The sequence below is a fragment of the Rhodococcus sp. NPDC055112 genome, from assembly GCF_053607505.1.
In genome coordinates this window covers 1-17,109 of sequence record NZ_JBSGTR010000030.1, presented here as the reverse complement: position 1 = coordinate 17,109, position 17,109 = coordinate 1, and the positions used below count along the sequence as shown (strand labels likewise).

The 17,109-nt window shown below is 69.3% G+C and carries 19 protein-coding genes; 8 read left to right on the top strand and 11 right to left on the bottom strand.

The features are described 5' to 3' along the window. Positions 1 to 6 precede the first annotated feature (6 nt). Both ACWFRB_RS14835 and ACWFRB_RS14830 read left to right on the top strand, forming a co-directional pair. Positions 7 to 687, top strand: a complete 681-nt coding sequence (locus tag ACWFRB_RS14835) for an energy-coupling factor ABC transporter ATP-binding protein (RefSeq protein WP_452641904.1) — start codon at positions 7 to 9, stop codon at positions 685 to 687. Further along, positions 684 to 1,289: an energy-coupling factor transporter transmembrane component T family protein gene (locus ACWFRB_RS14830; protein WP_452641903.1), complete on the top strand. Its 606-nt coding sequence runs from the start codon at positions 684 to 686 to the stop codon at positions 1,287 to 1,289. Before ACWFRB_RS14835 ends, ACWFRB_RS14830 begins: the two co-directional genes overlap by 4 nt. Here the strand turns inward: ACWFRB_RS14830 and pspM are convergent. From pspM to pgsA, 5 genes are all read right to left on the bottom strand, one after another. After that, positions 1,286 to 2,113, bottom strand: coding sequence for a phage shock envelope stress response protein PspM (gene pspM / locus ACWFRB_RS14825; protein ID WP_452641902.1), 828 nt, complete (start codon positions 2,111 to 2,113; stop codon positions 1,286 to 1,288). The two genes, ACWFRB_RS14830 and pspM, sit on opposite strands and share 4 nt — an antisense overlap. Positions 2,114 to 2,160: 47 nt before the next feature. Beyond that, on the bottom strand, positions 2,161 to 2,994 hold the full coding sequence (locus ACWFRB_RS14820) for a PspA/IM30 family protein (protein ID WP_097211193.1): 834 nt from the start codon (positions 2,992 to 2,994) through the stop codon (positions 2,161 to 2,163). 186 nt (positions 2,995 to 3,180) lie between these two features. Then, positions 3,181 to 3,558, bottom strand: a complete 378-nt coding sequence (locus ACWFRB_RS14815; protein ID WP_452641901.1) for a helix-turn-helix domain-containing protein — start codon at positions 3,556 to 3,558, stop codon at positions 3,181 to 3,183. Positions 3,559 to 3,649: 91 nt separating this feature from the next. Further along, on the bottom strand, positions 3,650 to 4,150 hold the full coding sequence (locus ACWFRB_RS14810; RefSeq protein ID WP_452641900.1) for a CinA family protein: 501 nt from the start codon (positions 4,148 to 4,150) through the stop codon (positions 3,650 to 3,652). Beyond that, positions 4,147 to 4,788 (bottom strand): CDP-diacylglycerol--glycerol-3-phosphate 3-phosphatidyltransferase, encoded by a 642-nt coding sequence (pgsA, locus tag ACWFRB_RS14805; protein WP_452641939.1) that lies wholly within the window; start codon positions 4,786 to 4,788, stop codon positions 4,147 to 4,149. Before pgsA ends, ACWFRB_RS14810 begins: the two co-directional genes overlap by 4 nt. A 147-nt stretch (positions 4,789 to 4,935) precedes the next feature. On the opposite strand from pgsA, the gene ACWFRB_RS14800 reads away from it, so the two are divergent. Continuing rightward, a complete protein-coding gene (locus ACWFRB_RS14800; RefSeq protein WP_452641899.1) occupies positions 4,936 to 5,460 on the top strand; it encodes an amino-acid N-acetyltransferase in 525 nt (174 codons plus the stop codon). A gap of 34 nt (positions 5,461 to 5,494) precedes the next feature. Next, positions 5,495 to 5,776, top strand: coding sequence for a YciI family protein (locus tag ACWFRB_RS14795; RefSeq protein WP_452641898.1), 282 nt, complete (start codon positions 5,495 to 5,497; stop codon positions 5,774 to 5,776). 84 nt (positions 5,777 to 5,860) lie between these two features. Here the strand turns inward: ACWFRB_RS14795 and ACWFRB_RS14790 are convergent, their stop codons facing one another. From ACWFRB_RS14790 to ACWFRB_RS14780, 3 genes are all read right to left on the bottom strand, one after another. Continuing rightward, positions 5,861 to 6,841 (bottom strand): TerC family protein, encoded by a 981-nt coding sequence (locus tag ACWFRB_RS14790; RefSeq protein ID WP_452641897.1) that lies wholly within the window; start codon positions 6,839 to 6,841, stop codon positions 5,861 to 5,863. A gap of 201 nt (positions 6,842 to 7,042) precedes the next feature. Then, on the bottom strand, positions 7,043 to 9,703 hold the full coding sequence (locus ACWFRB_RS14785) for a DNA translocase FtsK (protein WP_452641896.1): 2,661 nt from the start codon (positions 9,701 to 9,703) through the stop codon (positions 7,043 to 7,045). A 61-nt stretch (positions 9,704 to 9,764) separates the two neighbouring features. Continuing rightward, on the bottom strand, positions 9,765 to 10,388 hold the full coding sequence (locus tag ACWFRB_RS14780; protein WP_452641895.1) for a TIGR03085 family metal-binding protein: 624 nt from the start codon (positions 10,386 to 10,388) through the stop codon (positions 9,765 to 9,767). 80 nt (positions 10,389 to 10,468) lie between these two features. On the opposite strand from ACWFRB_RS14780, the gene ACWFRB_RS14775 reads away from it, so the two are divergent. Beyond that, complete coding sequence (locus tag ACWFRB_RS14775) at positions 10,469 to 11,233, top strand: sulfite exporter TauE/SafE family protein (RefSeq protein WP_452641938.1); 765 nt, start codon at positions 10,469 to 10,471, stop codon at positions 11,231 to 11,233. 68 nt (positions 11,234 to 11,301) lie between these two features. Here the strand turns inward: ACWFRB_RS14775 and ACWFRB_RS14770 are convergent, their stop codons facing one another. From ACWFRB_RS14770 to thyX, 3 genes are all read right to left on the bottom strand, one after another. Then, the gene (locus ACWFRB_RS14770) at positions 11,302 to 13,317 is read right to left on the bottom strand and encodes a ribonuclease J (protein ID WP_452641894.1); all 2,016 of its coding nucleotides are present in this window, start codon (positions 13,315 to 13,317) and stop codon (positions 11,302 to 11,304) included. After that, on the bottom strand, positions 13,314 to 14,219 hold the full coding sequence (gene dapA / locus ACWFRB_RS14765; RefSeq protein WP_452641893.1) for a 4-hydroxy-tetrahydrodipicolinate synthase: 906 nt from the start codon (positions 14,217 to 14,219) through the stop codon (positions 13,314 to 13,316). The genes ACWFRB_RS14770 and dapA overlap by 4 nt, the downstream gene beginning before the upstream one ends. 67 nt (positions 14,220 to 14,286) lie before the next feature. Beyond that, positions 14,287 to 15,039, bottom strand: coding sequence for an FAD-dependent thymidylate synthase (gene thyX, locus ACWFRB_RS14760; protein ID WP_452641892.1), 753 nt, complete (start codon positions 15,037 to 15,039; stop codon positions 14,287 to 14,289). Between the two features lie 154 nt (positions 15,040 to 15,193). Between thyX and ACWFRB_RS14755 the strand changes: the two genes are divergently transcribed. The 3 genes from ACWFRB_RS14755 (at position 15,194) to ACWFRB_RS14745 (ending at position 17,048) form a co-directional block, all read left to right on the top strand. Continuing rightward, entirely contained in the window at positions 15,194 to 16,000 is an 807-nt protein-coding gene (locus ACWFRB_RS14755) for a tyrosine-protein phosphatase (RefSeq protein WP_452641891.1), read from the top strand. Positions 16,001 to 16,047: 47 nt separating this feature from the next. Continuing rightward, positions 16,048 to 16,524: a toxin-antitoxin system HicB family antitoxin gene (locus tag ACWFRB_RS14750; protein ID WP_452641890.1), complete on the top strand. Its 477-nt coding sequence runs from the start codon at positions 16,048 to 16,050 to the stop codon at positions 16,522 to 16,524. Between the two features lie 89 nt (positions 16,525 to 16,613). Beyond that, the gene (locus ACWFRB_RS14745) at positions 16,614 to 17,048 is read left to right on the top strand and encodes an SRPBCC family protein (protein ID WP_077041347.1); all 435 of its coding nucleotides are present in this window, start codon (positions 16,614 to 16,616) and stop codon (positions 17,046 to 17,048) included. Positions 17,049 to 17,109 lie beyond the last annotated feature (61 nt).

Sequence of the window (17,109 nt, the reverse complement as noted above, 5' to 3'; positions counted from 1 at the left end):
GCGCCGATGCCCGAGATCCGCTTCGAGTCCGTCGCCCACCACTACGGTGAGCGCGCCGTGCTCGCGGACGTCGATCTCGTCCTCACCGAGGCGCGGATCGGTGTCATCGGCGCGAACGGCAGCGGCAAGTCCACCCTGGCCCGGATGATCAACGGCCTGGTGACGCCGAGTGGCGGTCGGGTCACGGTGGACGGTCTCGACACCGAGCGTGAGGGCCGCAAGGTGCGACGCAAGGTCGGTTTCGTGTTCACCGACCCGGACCATCAGATCATCATGCCGACGGTCGCGGAGGACATCGCGTTCTCCCTGCGCCGCAGCTCGATTCCCGCCGCCGACCGGGCCGCCCGGGTCGCGACGGTGCTCGAGACGTTCGGGCTGGCCGGGCACGCCGAGCACCCGACGCATCTGCTCTCGGGCGGCCAGAAGCAGCTGCTCGCCCTCGCCGCGATCATGGTCACCGACCCCGAGCTGATCGTCGCCGACGAGCCGACCACGCTGCTCGACCTGCGCAACACCCGACTGGTTGCCGAGACATTCGCGGCGCTGCGCCAGCAGGTGATCGCGGTGACCCACCAGCTCGACCTGCTCCACGACTTCGACCGGGTCCTGGTGATCGACTCCGGCCGGGTGGTCGCGGACGGCGCCCCGGACGAGGCGATCGGGTTCTACCGGCGACTGATCGGATGACCACGCTCGGCATCTACCACCCGGGCACCTCGCTGTTGCATCGAGCGCCCGCCGGGGCCAAGCTCGCGGGCCTCGTCGTGGCGCTCATCGCGCTCGCGGCGGCGGTGCGGTCGCCCTGGCAGCTGATCCCGGCCACGGCGCTCGTCGCTGCCGGCTTCGCGGCGGCCAGGATCCCGGTCCGGCTCGCGGTTGCACAGCTGCGCACGGTGCTGTGGATGCTGACCTTCGTCGGCGTGTTCCAGGTGATCTTCACCGGGTGGCGCCGCGCCCTGGTGGTGTGCGGGGTGTTGCTGCTGTCCGTGGCGCTCGCCGCCCTGGTCACGCTGACCACCAAGGTGATGGACATGCTGGACGCGGTGGCGCGAATGCTGGCCCCGCTGAGGCGATTCGGGATCAACCCGGAGCGGGTGGGACTGGTCCTCGCGATGACCCTCCGGTGTATCCCCCTGCTCAGCGGCCTCGTCTCCGACGTGACGGAGGCGAGAAAGGCCAGGGGCCTGGGGTTCTCACTGCGCGCACTCGCGGTGCCCGTCGTGGTGGGCGCGTTGCGGACCGCCGACGCGATGGGCGAGGCACTGGCCGCGAGGGGCGTCGACGACTAGACGCGGTGCCTGCGCCTGATCGCCTCGATCTCTTCGAGCGCGCCGGCCCACCCCTCCAGGCGATCCGACGCCGAAAGCATCTCGGACCGCTGCCTTTCGAGCGCTCCGAGCGAATCGGCCGTGGCAGGCACCGTCATCTTCGCAACGGAGGCGAGGAGCTCCTCGTACTGCTCCACGCCGTCCGACAGCCGGGTCGCCGTGGCGTCGATCGTGTCGCCGAGCTGCAGTCCGGCCGTGGTCGAACCCGCGCGTTCCATCGCGATGACGTCATCGGCCACCGCGAACAGGGCCTCTGCGGCCGACGCCGCGGTCTCGCCGATCTGCTCGATGTCCTCCTCCGCGACCACAGCGGACCTGGTGAGCACCCCCAGCAGCTCCTGCAGGCCGGTCTGTGCGCCGAGCAGCCGGGAGATCGGCTCGCGGGCCGCCGACCCGACCGGTGGCAGTGCCCGTCGCGCCGGAGTCCGCACGGGCAACGGAATCTCGTTGAGTCGCCGATAGGTTCGCCACGCGGCGACCGCAGGAACTGCGAACAGCACGGTGGCGCCGCCGCCCGCGATCAGCGACCATTCCGGCGCCGATGCCGCGACCAGGCCGACCGTGCCCACCGCCGAGGCCCCCGATACGGTGCCGTACCGGACCCGACGCCGGTTCGCGCGGCGCCGCCTACGGAGCAACTTCTCCCGGGGATCGGACCACTTCCGCACGACCGAGGCCACCGACCCGCTCACGGTGCGGGCCGCCTCGGTGGCCGCGACCACACCGGAGGCACCGTTCGCCGCGGCGGCGAAAAAGGCAGCGGCCGAACGGGAATCACTTCCCACTCGGCCGCGCCTCGAACTCGTCATCTCACCCTCATCGGACCACGCGACTACTGCGCGGCAGGTCCCGCCGCATCGGGCTTGGCCGCGGGCGTGGCGGGCGCTGCCGGGGTGGCCGGGGCAGCCGCGGGTGTCGCCGTGCCGCCGGTGGGCAGCGCGTCACCCTTCATCGAGGCCCGGATCTGCTCGAGCCTGCTGTGCCCGGCCATCTGGACGCTGGCCTGCTGGACCTCCATCATGCGACCCTGCACCGAATTCTGTGCCAGCTCGGCGGAACCGAGCGCATCCGCGTAGCGACGCTCGATCTTGTCGCGGACCTCGTCCAGGTTCGGGGTGTTGCCCGGCGCGGAGAGCGTGCTGTCCATCGAGCGCAGCGAGTCGCTGACCTTCTCCTGCATCTTCGCCTGCTCGAGCTGGCTGAGCAGCTTGGTCCGCTCGGCGACCTTGGCCTGCAGGGCCATCGCGTTCTGCTCGACGGCCTTCTTGGCCTGGGTGGCGGCCTGCAGCGACTGGTCGTGCAGCGCCTTGAGATCTTCGACGCCCTGCTCGGCGGTGACGAGCTGCGCGGCGAACGCCTCGGCGGCATTGGTGTACTGGGTGGCCTTCTCGACGTCACCGGCGGTGGCGGCCTGATCTGCCAGCGTGACCGCCTGACGGGCGTTGGCGTTGAGCTTCTCCACCTCGTCGAGCTGGCGGCTGAGCTTCATCTCCAGCTGGCGCTGGTTACCGATCACCGACGCGGCCTGCTGGGAAAGTGCCTGGTGCTGACGCTGCGCGTCCTCGATCGCCTGCTGAATCTGAACCTTCGGGTCGGCCTTCTCGTCGATCTTCGCATTGAAGAGCGCCATCAGGTACTTCCATGCCTTGACGAACGGATTAGCCATGGGTTGATCCTGCCTCCATTTGATGCGCCGCGCGAAGCGCGACCCGATGCGCGACCGTCACGCACCGGAACACGGGCACTGCCCTACCTGCTGGTCGGACCCACCAGTCGAGCACTGGTGGTCACACACAAATCTATCGGTTCGGACGACCGCTGGCATCCCCGCCACGGCCCAATTGTCAAGAACTTACGCGGCGGCGAGTGCGGTGGCGTTCGGCGCAGGGATCACCATGCGGGTGTCCTCGGCGATGCGTGGCGAACCACCGGCCACACCGGGGGTCGCGTTCGCGGAGGCCACGTTCGAGTTCGCCGGGGCGCCCCGATCGGCGGCGGAGTCCGACAGCGACTCGCTGACGTCGTACAGAACCTCGGACAGGGGCACTTCGAGGGCATCGCAAATGGCCGCCAGCAGCTCACTGGAGGCCTCCTTGCGCCCGCGTTCCACCTCGGAGAGATAGCCCAGGCTCACGCGCGCGGTGCCCGAGACCTCACGCAGGGTTCGGCTCTGCGAGACCCTCGCACGCCGCAGACTGTCACCGATTGCTTCACGCAACAGCACCGCCATGTGGCTCCTCCTTCATCTCCGCCCAACAGCTTGTTCAACGCCCGAGGGTTCCGAAATGGTTCCCGGTGGCCGCGGCTTGAGCAAACCGAGCCTATCCCGCCGCGGCCGCGCGCATGCGGACTAGGAGTGTCGACACGGCCGATCGGACCGCGCCGCTGCGAATCGCCCAGCGGTCACCGGCGAGTTCGAGCCGCTCCGCCGAGACCCCGTCGGGACCGGCGATACCGAGATACACCGTGCCGACCGGCTGGCCATCCTGCGGGTCCGGCCCCGCCACACCGGTCAATCCCACGCCCCAGTCGGCCCCGCACCGTGTCTGCGCGCCCACCGCCAGCGCCCGGGCCGTGCTCGCGGCGACCGGACCATCCGTGGCCAGCACCCCCGGATCGACGCCCGCGAGGCCGACCTTGAGATCTGTCGCGTACACCACCAGTCCGCCGCGCAGCACCAGGCTCGCGCCAGGAATCCCGCCGATCGTCGCCGCGAGCAGCCCCGCGGTCAGCGACTCGGCGGTCGCGACCGTCTGGCCCCGCGAGGTGAGGGCCGACACCAGATCAGCCGCCTCGGTCCCGGCGACCAAGGGGTCGGTCACTGCCCTGGTTCGTGCGGGTGCACGCCTGCCCTGAGGCGAACAGCCTGGATCACGTAGTCCAGGCCGGTCACCACGGTGAGGAGGACCGCAAGACCCATCGCGATCGCGCTCACCGTCGCCCACCCGGCGGGCAGCGGCAACAGGTACATACCGATCGCCAGCGATTGCACCAGGGTCTTGAGCTTGCCGCCCCGTCCCGCGGGAATCACTCCGTGCCGCAGGACCGCGAACCGCATCAGGGTGATCCCGAGTTCGCGGGCCGCGATGATCGCCGTGACCCACCAGCTGAGATCGCCGAGCACCGACAGACCCACCAGTGCGGCACCGATCAGGGCCTTGTCGGCGATGGGGTCGGCGAGCTTGCCGAAGTCGGTGACCAGTCCGTACTTCCGCGCGAGCTGGCCGTCGATGCGGTCGGTGATCGCGGCGACCGCGAAGACGATGGTGGCGATGATCCGCCAGAAGGTCGAGTGCCCGCCGTCCATGAACAGCGCGACCAGGAAGACCGGGACCAGGAAGATGCGGAGCACGGTGAGGATGTTCGCGATGTTGACCACGGGCACCGGCTTCTCATGCGGCACGCCGCCGGCGACCGGTGCCACCTCAGTCCCCGCGTCCCGATGCCCGCCGGACGCCATCTCGTCGTGCGACTGCGCGGTCACAGGGCCGCCGCCAACGCAGCGCGAGACGCCACCCCGCAGAAGTGGGTTTCGTCGCGGAAGCTGTCGAATCGGGCGGGCACATGGCTAAGAATATCGGTTGGCTCCATGACTACTCTTCACCACATGACCTCTGGGCCCATGACCCCCGATCCGGACGCTCCGACTGTCCGTCGCGCGCGAACCTCCGACGTGCCGCAGATCAAGCGCCTGATCGACATCTACGCGGGCCGAATCCTGCTCGAGAAGAACCTGGTCACCCTCTACGAGGCCGTTCAGGAGTTCTGGATCGTCGAACTCGACGGCGAGGTAATCGGTTGTGGCGCACTGCATGTCCTGTGGGCCGACCTCGGCGAGGTACGCACCGTCGCCGTGGACCCGAAGGTCAAGGGCCGCGGCATCGGCCACCTGGTGGTCGCACAGCTCATCCAGGTCGCGCGCGAGCTCGAACTCGGGCGCGTGTTCGTGCTCACCTTCGAGGTCGACTTCTTCGGCAAGCACGGTTTCGTCGAGATCGAGGGGACACCGGTGACCGCGGAGGTGTTCGGCGAGATGTGCCGGTCCTACGACACCGGCGTGGCGGAGTTCCTCGACCTGAGCTACGTGAAGCCGAACACTCTCGGCAACACCCGCATGCTTCTCACCCTCTAGAGACCCGCCAACCCCATCCCGAAAGCGAGCCCCCATGCCCATCTTCGCCGTCGAGTACACCTACAGCGAGGCCACCGCCACCGCCAGGGACGAGATCCGGCCCGACCACCGCGCGTGGCTGTCCGGACTGGTCGACAGCGGCGTCGTGCTGACCACGGGACCTTTCGCGGACGGCAGCGGCGCACTGATCCTGGTGACGGCCGAGGATGCCTCGGCCGTGCGCTCGCTCTTCACCAACGACCCATTCGGAAAGGCCGGGCTCGTCGAGGCCGCCCGGTTCACCGAATGGACGCCGGTGATGGGCGCCTTCTCCTGATGCGGCTGCGCCGCAGTGGTGCGGTGGCGGAGTCCTCGGACCCCGCCACCGCACCACTGCGCGTCAGCGCACCACTCGGTGGCCTTACTTGGCCGCGGTGTTGCGGGTCTTGAGCAGGCTCGCCACCGCCGTCACCACCAGCACACCGAGGATCACGAGCAGCGAGAGTCCCGTGGAGATCACGGGGACGCTCACGTGCTCGCCGCCGTTGATGAACGGCAGGGTGTTCTCGTGCAGCGCGTGCAGCACCAGCTTCACGCCGATGAACGCGAGGATGATCGACAGGCCGTAGGACAGGTACACCAGCCGCTCGAGCAGCCCGCCGATCAGGAAGTACAGCTGCCGCAGGCCCATCAGCGCGAAGGCGTTCGCGGTGAACACGATGTACGGCTCCTTGGTGAGGCCGTAGATCGCGGGGATGGAGTCGAGCGCGAACAGGATGTCGGTGAACCCGATCGCGACGAGGGCCAGGAACAGCGGCGTGACCAGGCGCTTGCCGTCGATCCTGGTGGTCAGCCGGTCGCCGTCGAACACCTCGGTGGTCGGCAGGAACCGCTTGGCCAACGCGATGATCTTGCTCTCGCGTTCCTCTTCCACCTCGGCCTCGTGCCCGGCCTCCTTGATCAGCTTGTACGCGGTGTAGACCAGGAAGAAGCCGAACAGATAGAACACCCAGCTGTACGCGTTGATCGCCGCGGCACCGACGGCGATGAAGGCGCCGCGCATCACCAGTGCCATCACGATGCCGATCAACAGCACCTTCTGCTGGTACTGACGGGGGATCGCGAAGGTCGACATGATGATGACGAACACGAACAGGTTGTCGACCGAGAGGGCCTTCTCGGTGACGTACCCGGCGAAATACTCACCGCCGTAGGTGCCGCCCCAGCCCCAGATGATCACGAAGCCGAACAGGATCGCGATACCGATGTAGACGGCCGACCAGAATGCGGATTCGCGGAAGGTGGGCTCGTGGGGGGTGCGCACGTGCGCGAAGAAGTCGAATACGAAGAGCCCGAGGATCACCGCAATGGTGACTATCCAGATGAGCGGTGTGACATGCATCAGCCAACGACCTCCGGTTGCCGATAGGTAGGGCACCGGAGGTCTCTCCCGCCGACGGTGCAGTCGACCGGCAACCCCGGAGCGGCAATGGTGCCGTTCGTGCTGACGAGGTTGCCACAGGAATGGGGGATACTCCCCTCCAAGGCTCGTTCATTCAACCACAACGCGGCCTGCCCGCCGGCCAGGCGCGGACGGGCCGACTCAGTCCTCGGGCTCGGACTCCGGATCCCCGCCGCGGATCGACCACAGCAGCCCGTCCAGCTCGTCCGGCTTGATCAGCACGTCGCGGGCCTTGGAGCCCTCACTGGGGCCGACCACTCCCCTGGTCTCCATCAGGTCCATCAGACGACCCGCCTTGGCGAAGCCGACCCGGAGCTTGCGCTGCAGCATGGAGGTCGACCCGAACTGACTCGTGACCACCAGCTCGACGGCCTGCAGCAGCACGTCCATGTCGTCGCCGATGTCGGGATCGACGTCCTTCTTGTCCGCCGCCTTCGAGGCAGTGACGCCCTCGGTGTACTCGGGCTCGGCCTGGTTCTTGGAGAAGTCGACGATCGCGGAGATCTCTTCGTCGGTGATGAAGGCGCCCTGCAGACGGGTCGGCTTGCCAGCCCCCATCGGCAGGAACAGCGCGTCGCCCATACCGATCAGCTTCTCCGCGCCCGGCTGGTCGAGGATGACCCGCGAGTCAGTGAGCGACGAGGTCGCGAACGCCAGCCGTGAGGGCACGTTGGTCTTGATCAGGCCGGTCACCACGTCTACCGACGGGCGCTGGGTCGCGAGCACGAGGTGGATGCCCGCCGCGCGCGCCTTCTGCGTGATCCGGACGATTGCCTCCTCCACGTCCCTCGGCGCGGTCATCATCAGGTCCGCCAGCTCGTCCACGATCGCGAGGATGTACGGGTACGGCCGGTACACGCGCTCGCTGCCGAGCGGCGCCGTGATCTCCCCGGACCTGACCTTCTTGTTGAAGTCGTCGATGTGCCGGACCTTGTTGGCCTGCATGTCCTGGTAGCGCTGCTCCATCTCCTCGACCAGCCACGCCAGCGCGGCCGCGGCCTTCTTCGGCTGGGTGATGATCGGCGTGATCAGGTGCGGGATGCCCTCGTACGGCGTCAGTTCGACCATCTTCGGGTCGATCAAGATCATCCGCACCTCGTCCGGGGTGGCCCTGGCGAGCAGCGAGACCAGCATGGAGTTGACGAAGCTGGACTTGCCGGAGCCCGTCGAACCCGCGACCAGCAGGTGCGGCATCTTCGCCAGGTTTGCGCTGACAAAGTTGCCCTCGATGTCCTTGCCGAGGCCGATCACCAACGGGTGGTGATCCTTCCTGGTCGACGGCGCCGACAGCACGTCCGCCAGGCGCACCATCTCCCGGTCCGAGTTCGGCACCTCGATGCCGACCGCGGACTTGCCGGGGATCGGCGCGAGCAACCGGACGTTGTCGGTCGCCACGGCGTACGCGATGTTGCGGGCCAGGGCGGTGATCTTCTCGACCTTGACGCCTGGGCCCAGCTCCACCTCGTATCGGGTGACCGTCGGGCCGCGGGTGAAGCCGGTGACCGCGGCGTCGATCTTGAACTGCTCGAGCACCTCGGTGATGGCCTCGATCATGGTGTCGTTGGCCGAGCTGCGGGTCTTCGGCGGATCGCCCTCGATCAGCAGCGACGTCGGCGGCAGCGTGTAGTCGCCCTCGATGACGCGGTCCGGGATCAGCATCGCGGGCGTCGTGTCCTCGGCCGCGGCCGGGGCGGGGGTCGGCTTCGGCTTCGGCCGCGGTCGGGCCGGGGGCACCGGGGCGGCGGGCGGTGCCGCGATGACCTCGGTGACCGCCTCGTTCGCGGTCTCCTCGACCGGATAGTTCGCGGCAGGCCCCACCCGCTCGTCCACCGGGTAGCCGTCGGCGTCGAACAGCGCCGGGTCGAAATCCGACGGATCCTTGCTCGCCCGACGTGACCGGCGCGCCGGGCGCAGGTTTCGCAGGTCCTCGAGGTCGTCGTGCCCCGGGTCGTCGTGCCCGTGGTCGTAGCCGTCTTCCGGGTCGTACGGCTCGTACTCGTCGGCGTGGCCGTGCACGCCGAACAGCGTCCTGAGCCGCTCCGGCACCTCACGGACGGTGGTGCCGGTGACCAGCAGGACCCCGAACCCCATCGCCAGGATCAGCAGCGGGATGGAGAGCCACATCGTGAGGCCGTCGGTCAGCGGACCGCCGACGACGTACCCGAGGAACCCTGCCGCCTCGGCCCGGCCCTCCGCGTCGACGGGCGCCCCGCTGATGACGTGCCACACGCCAAGCGCGGGCATGCCGATCAGCAGCGAACCGAGGATCAGCCGTGGCCGCACCTCCGGGTGCGGTTCCGAACGCATCAGCACCACCGCGATCGCGCCCGCGATGATCGGCAGGACCGCGCCCGCGCCACCGAAGAGCGCCCGCACCCCGGTCTCGATCCAGTCCCCGACCGGACCGCCAGCGGCGAACCACATGGCGGCCGCGACGATCGCGCTGCCCGCCACGAGGCCGAGCGCGATCCCGTCCCGGCGGTGCCCCGGCTCGATGTCGGCGGCCTTGCTGACCGTCCTGGTCGTCGCGCCGACGCCGCGCGCCATCAGGGCCCAACCGCGGCCGAGCCCTCGCCCGGCGGCCTTGAGCGGGCTCACCGGCGCCTTTGCGGCCGGCTTGCGCCTCGCCGCCTGCGCGTTGCTGCGCGGCGCCGTCGGCTTGCGCGGGGTGGTCACCGTCTTCGTGGTCCGGCCACCCGACCGCGCCTTCGAACCACCCGACGCCGACGATCCCGAGCTCGCGGAGGACCGCGGCGAGGATGACGCGCTCTTGGTAGTTCTGGTCCCGGTCTTACCTGCCATGCACGTCAGGTTAGTCGCTGAGGCCCCATCAGGACCATCCGCAACACCCGCAACAGGGCTTCTAGATGCCGCGATCGAGCGACATCACACTCAGGACGGCCTGATCGGAGCCCGTGGCCTCGAGCCGGACCGCGTCGCGTCCGAAGGCGTGCAGGGCGAGCTCCGCGGGGTCCCCGCGCAGCACCACGGTCTCGCCATCCGCGCTGCGCACCGTGGCTCGCCCTCCGTCCGGGCGCTCCAGCACGACCGAGCAGGACGCCCGTCGATATGCGCGCCTGCCCATCCGCCGGGCCAGCGCCCACAGCGGTCCCGCCCAGACCGGATCGAGGACACGGGGCTCCCAGTCCGGACCACCGCGCCGCACGTCCTCGTGGTGGACGAACATCTCGGCCAGATTCAGCTGCTCGTCGAACGGCCGCATCAGCGACCACACGGGCGGGCCCGTCCTGATCTGCTCGAGCAGGTCCTCGAAGGATCCACCGGCGATCGACGCCTGCACCCGCTCGGTGTACCCGGACAGGGCGGAGACCATGATGCCCGCGGCCGCATCGGGCCGTCGTTCGCGGAGCACCAGGTGCGCGGCCAGATCCCGGACGGTCCACTCGCCGCACAGCGTCGGCGAATCGGGCCCGACCTCGGCCATCGTGGCAACGAGCGCGAGACGCTCGTCATGGGCCAGCTTCATGCCCGCCACGCTACTGCCGCGCGGGCCCGCCCGCGCGCTGACACGCACCCAGTACCGTCCCTCCGGTGCCCATCACCGAGATGATCGTCATCGCCCTCGCCGGTTTCGGCGCAGGCGCGATCAACGCCCTCGTCGGCTCGGGAACCCTGATCACCTTTCCCACCCTTGTCGCGTTCGGCTATCCGCCGGTGGTCGCGACGATGTCGAATGCGGTCGGCCTTGTTGCGGGTGGCGTGTCGAGTACCTGGGGATACCGCCGCGAACTCCGCGGCCAATGGGACCGGCTGCGCTGGCAGATCCCGGCATCGCTCGCGGGAGCGGGCCTCGGCGCGTGGCTGCTGCTACACCTACCCGAAAAGGCGTTCGTCACGATCGTGCCGGTGTTGTTGGTGCTCGCGCTGATCCTGGTGGTCGCCGGTCCCCGGATCCAGGCCTGGGCCCGCGAGCGCGCTGAGGCGCAGGGCCGGACCGCCGAGCACGTCGGCCCGGGGAGGATGGCGGCGCTGACAGCGGGCACCTTCGCGGTCGGGGTGTACGGCGGTTACTTCACGGCTGCGCAGGGAATCCTGCTGGTGGGCGTGATGGGCGCCCTGTTGCCGGAGTCGATGCAGCGGATGAACGCCGCGAAGAACCTTCTCTCGCTGCTCGTCAACCTCGTCGCCGCCACGGCGTACACACTGGTGGCCTTCGACCGGATCAGTTGGGCCGCAGCGGGACTCATCGCCGTCGGATCACTTGTCGGCGGAGCCGTCGGCGCCAGGTACGGCCGACAGCTCTCCCCGACGGCGCTCCGCGGCGTGATCGTCGTCGTCGGCCTGATCGGCCTGTGGCGACTGCTGTTCTAAAAGCCCCCGCGCGGGCCGGCCCGGTGATCGAGACCCGGGCCGGCCGTTGCGAGAGTCCTGACGCGGCGCTAGACGCCGATGACGGTCGGCACGATCATCGGCCGACGCCGGTACTTGTCCGCCACCCAGCGACCGACCACGCGCCGGACCGCCTGCGCGATCCGATGGGTGTCGGTGATGCCTTCGGAGGCGAGCCGGGCGAGCTCCGCCTCGACGAGCACCGCGGCTTCCTTGAGCGCCGCCGGATCGTCGGAGAATCCGCGCCCGTGCACCTCGGGGGTGCTGACGGCCTTGCCGGTGTGCGTGTCCACGGCGAGCGAGATCGAGATGAATCCGCCCTCGCCGAGCACGAGGCGGTCCGAGAGGGTCGAGTCGCCGACGTCACCGACGGAGTTCCCGTCCACGTAGACCATGCCGACCGGGACACGACCCACGATCTCCGCGAGACCGTCGACCATGTCCACCACGACGCCGTCCTCGGCGAGCACGATGCGCTCCTCCGGGACACCGGTGGCCTTGGCCAGCGCCGCGTTGGCCCGCAGGTGTCGCCACTCGCCGTGCACGGGCATCGCGTTGGTAGGCCGCACCGCGTTGTACAGGTACAGCAGCTCGCCCGCCGAGGCGTGGCCGGAGACGTGCACCTTGGCGCTCTGCTGGGTGACGACGGTGGCGCCGCGCTTGGCGAGGCCGTTGACCACGGCGAACACCGAGTTCTCGTTGCCGGGGATCAGCGACGACGCGAGGACCACGAGGTCGTTCGCACGGACGTTGATCTGCCGGTGCTCGCCGCGGGCCATCCGGGACAGCGCGGAGAGCGGTTCGCCCTGCGACCCTGTGGAGATGAGCACCAGCCGGTCGTCGGGCAGGTTCGCCGCGGTGTCGACGTCGACGACGACGCCGTCGGGGACGGACAGATAGCCGAGGTCCTGGGCGATCTGCATGTTGCGGACCATGGACCGGCCGACGAACGCGATCCGGCGGTTGTACCGCACCGCGACGTCCACCACCTGCTGGATGCGGTGCACGTGGCTGGCGAACGACGCGACGATGACGCGCTGCTTGGCCTTGCCGATGACGTTGTCCAGGACGCCGCCGATCTCCCGCTCGGGAGTGACGAAGCCGGGCACCTCGGCGTTGGTGGAGTCCACCAGGAACAGGTCGACGCCCTCGTCGCCGAGCCGCGAGAAGCCGGCGAGGTCGGTCAGGCGGCCGTCGAGCGGCAGCTGGTCCAGCTTGATGTCGCCGGTGTGCAGCACGACGCCTGCGTCGGTGCGGATCGCGATGGCGATGGCGTCCGGAATCGAGTGGTTGACGGCGAAGTACTCACACTCGAACGGGCCGTGCGTGGTGCGCTGACCCTCGATGACCTCGATCAGGTTCGGCCGCTGCCGGTGCTCGCGGCACTTCGCGGCGACCAGCGCAAGGGTGAACTTCGAGCCGATGACCGGCAGGTCGGGGCGCAGGCGCAGCAGGAACGGGATCGCACCGATGTGGTCCTCGTGACCGTGCGTGAGCACCACGGCCTCGACGTCCGCCATCCGGTCCTCGATGTGCGCGAAGTCCGGCAGGATCAGGTCGACACCGGGCTGCTGGTCCTCGGGGAAGAGGACACCGCAGTCGACGATGAGGATCTTGCCCTTGTGCTCGAAGACCGTCATGTTGCGGCCGATCTCGCCGATGCCGCCCAGCGCGACGACGCGCAGGCCGTTGTGGGGCGCCTTCGGCGGCAGGCCGAGCCGTTCGGTCGGGTCGACGCCTGCACGACCGTCCGGGCGCTGCGCGCCGCCCGCGTTCTTCGGCTGACGCTGCGGACGTCCCGATCCAGCCTGCGACCGGGACTTGGGGGCGTTGCCACCCTGCGACTTGGCTCCGGCTCCGGCGCCGCCGCCCTGCGACTTCGCGCCACCGCGGCGGCGCTTGGGCGCCTGTTCCTGTGCCGCCGGTGCCGACTCGGCCGGCGCCTGCTGCGGCTGTTCGGGGGCCGGGGCGGGCGCCTGCTGCTGCGGGGCGGCTTCGGGAGCCGCGGCGGGGGCCGGGGGGCCGGCCTGACGGCTGGCGCTGCGACGACGAGGCGGGCGGGTCATGACAGCACTCCTGCCGCGCGCAGGTCGGCCGCGAGGACCTCGACCTGTTCCGGACTTGGCGGCACCTGTGGCAATCGTGGGTCACCGACGTCGATGCCCTGCAGTCGCAGCCCGGCCTTCGAGGCCGAGACGCCACCGAGCCGGCCGAGCGAACGGATCAGCGGCAGCAGGCTGACGTTGATCTCACGGGCGCGGTCGTTGTCGCCCGCCAGGAACGCATCGCGCAGCTCGCGCAGGCGCCCCGGGACGAGATGACCGATCACGCTGACGAAGCCGGTGGCTCCGACGGAGAGCCACGGCAGGTTCAGCGGGTCGTCACCGGAGAAGAACTGCAGGTCGGTGTTCGCGATCAGCTCGGCGCCCGCGTTCAGGTCGCCCTTCGCGTCCTTGACCGCCAGGATCCTCGGGTGCTCGGCGAGCCGGTAGATCGTCTCGGTCTCGATCGGCACCACCGAGCGCGGCGGGATGTCGTAGAGCATCACGGGCAGATCCGTCGCGTCGGCGACCGCGGTGAAATGCGCCAGCAGGCCGGCCTGCGGCGGCTTCGAGTAGTACGGGGTGACGACGAGCAGTCCGTGCGCGCCCGCCCGAGCGGCGTCGCGCGCCAGCTCGACGCTGTGCGCGGTGTCGTTGCTGCCCGCGCCCGCGATGATCCTGGCCCGGCTGCCGACGGCGTCGATGACCGCGCGCATCAGCTCGAGCTTCTCGTTCTCCGTGGTGGTGGGAGATTCACCGGTGGTGCCCGCGAGCACCAATCCGTCGCAGCCGCCGTCGACGAGGTGCGTCGCCAGCCGAACGCCCGCATCGACGTCCAGCTTCCCGTCGCCGGTAAACGGGGTCACCATCGCGGTCAGGATGGTGCCGAACGGATGCTCGACGGGGGCGGATTCACCGTTGGTCATGGTCAGAAGGTTACCCGGTGGGCAGGTGAAGATTGAACACCGCAGTGCCCGTGCTGAATCGCCCCGCTCAGTCGCGGTTGTCGAACTCGCTCACCGCAACCTCGGTACCGTCCGCGAGTGTCGCGATCTCGAAGTCGCCGAACACATTCGGTGCCGCCTCCGTGAGCTGACGAAGGCATTCGATTGCCAGGCTGCGAATCTCCACGTCGGCATGCTCGGAGGCACGCATCGCGATGAAATGCCGCCATGCCCGGTAGTTGCCGGTGACGACCACTCTGGTCTCGGTCGCGTTGGGCAGCACGGACCTCGCCGCCTGCCGGGCCTGGCGCGCCCGCAGCGACCCGTTCGGGACGTGCGCGAGCTTGGTCTCGAGCGCCTCGAGCAGTTCCACATAAGCGGCGCGGCTGGCATCGGTCGCCGCGACGAACAGCGCTTCGAGCTCGGGGTCGCCGACCACGGCGGGCGGCACCACGACGTTGGCGTCCCGCTCGGTGACCGATCGCTGCGAGAGCTGCGAGTACGACAGGTGCCGATGCCGGATCAGCTCGTGCGTGCAGGAGCGCGAGATCCCCGTGATGTAGAAGCTCACGCTGCCGTGCTCGAGGACCGACAGGTGTCCGACCTCGAGCAGGTGACGCAGGTAGCCGGCGTTGGTCGCGGTTCGCGGATTCGGCTTCGACCAGCTCTGATAGCAGGCCCGACCGGCGAACTCGACGAGCGCCTCGCCGCCGTCCGCATCGGTCTCCCACGGCACGTCCGCCGGTGGGGCGAACTCCGTCTTCGCGATGAGTTGCACTTTCAGAGACACCGCTTGCCGCACTGCGTTCCTTCCCGGTCCTACCAGTCCTGCTCGCCGAATCACCGCACCCTATCGGCGCGACTCCCAGCGTTCACCTGCACGGTGTACCAACTCCGGTGTCCGAACGTCTTGGATCACCGCGTGGTGGTCCGCGCTACCCCCATGGAGGCACCTCGTGGCCCTCACCCCCAACCGTGCCCACGTCCTGCGCGCGGCCGCGGTCGTCGCCGTCGGAACCTCGATCTTCGTCGCTTCCGCCGCGGGCACCGCCCTCGCCGGGGCGCCGACCGCGGTCGAGCAGTCCACCTTCGACCGGTCCCTGCACCTCGACGGCGCCGAGAACGCCCGCGATGTCGGCGGGTACACCACCGTCGACGGCCGCACGGTGAAGACCGGCCTCGTGTTCCGCACCGATGCGCTGAACAAGCTGTCCCCCGCCGACCTCGGCAGGCTCGAGGGCCGGAACGTCAAGGCCGTCGACGACCTGCGCACCGTCTTCGAGCGGGCGCTGCAGCCCGACCTCGTGCCCGCGGGCGCGAAGGCCAACTGGTACGACGTGCTCGGCGCCTCACCCGTCACCACGCTGGTCGACCTGAACTCGGCGTACCGCGCCTTCATCACCGGCCCCGGCGCCGACAAGGCCTTCGGCGCCGTCCTCCGCGACATCCGCGACACCGACGGCGCGGTGCTCTTCCACTGCAGCGCGGGCAAGGACAGGACCGGCTGGACCGCCGCGGTGCTGCTGACGATCCTCGGTGTCGACCGCGCGACGGTGAACGCCGACTTCATCCTGAGCAACCACTACCGCGGAGTCGACGCCGACAGCCCCACCGCGATGCTCGACGGAGTGAAGCAGGAATGGCTCGACGGCGCCTTCGCCGCCGCCGACGAGCGCTACGGCAGCTTCGACAACTACGTGCACCAGGGCCTCGGACTGACCGACGGCGACATCACCGCGCTGAAGGCGAAGCTGCTCGCCTGACACCATGACGCCTTGACCGACGTCAGGAATGACGCCACAATGACGTCATGGAACTGTCGGAGTACACCACCACCCTGCGTGACGACCTGATCGCGGCGGCCGCCCTCGGCGACGAGAACACCAAGCGAATCGCCGAGGCGCTGGCCGTCGCGGCCGAGAACTCGGCGCGTTTGATGCTGCTGTCCGCGCTCTCCGACCTGGCGGCCGAGGTGTCGACCGCGCTCGGCGACCGGACGGTGCACGTGCGGCTCGACGGCGATCGAACGCACGTCGAGGTGGCTCGCCCGGCGCGGCCCGGATCCGGCCCGCGCGGCGAGAGCACCACGAGTGACTACGTCAACGACGCCATCGATGACGTCACCGGAGACATCTCCCGGGTGACCCTGCGCCTGGTGGATCAGATGAAGTCACGCGCGGAGGAGGCCGCATCCCAGAACGGGATGTCGCTGAACTCCTGGGTGTCGCAGGCCGTCCAGGGCGCACTTCGGGACCAGGTGCGCAAGGGCAGGCGGACCGAGGAGTGAGCTGGACGCGCGTCCGCAACCCAGGACCGTTTCGGAATGATGTAATGACGCACTGAGTTTGGACGCAACCGCATGAAGGGGTGGGCTCGATGGCCGTGTCAGGTAACAAGGAATTCCACATCAAGGCCGACCCGGCCAAGGTGATGGAGGCGATCGTTGCGGTGGAACGAGTACCGGAGTGGTCGTCCTCGCACAAGTCGGTGATCGTCGAGAGCACCCACCCCGACGGCCGTCCGCTGCGCGTGCGCATGAAGGTCTCGGTGCTGGGCGTCAACGACGAGCAGGTGGTGGACTACCAGTGGGTCGGCGACGAGAAGGTGAGCTGGACCCTCGTGGAGAGCGACCAGCAGAAGACCCAGGACGGCTCGTACACCCTCGTCGCCGACGGTGACGGCACGAACGTGACCTTCGACCTGACCGTCGACCTCAAGATCCCGATGCCCGGGTTCATCGTCAAGCGCGGACAGAAGATCGCCCTCGAAACGGCCTCGAAGGGCCTGACGAAGTTCGTCGAAACCCTCTGACCGGCAACCGGTTCCGATCCGGACGATCAGACCCGGTCGGCGAGCGCGGCGGCGAGATCCC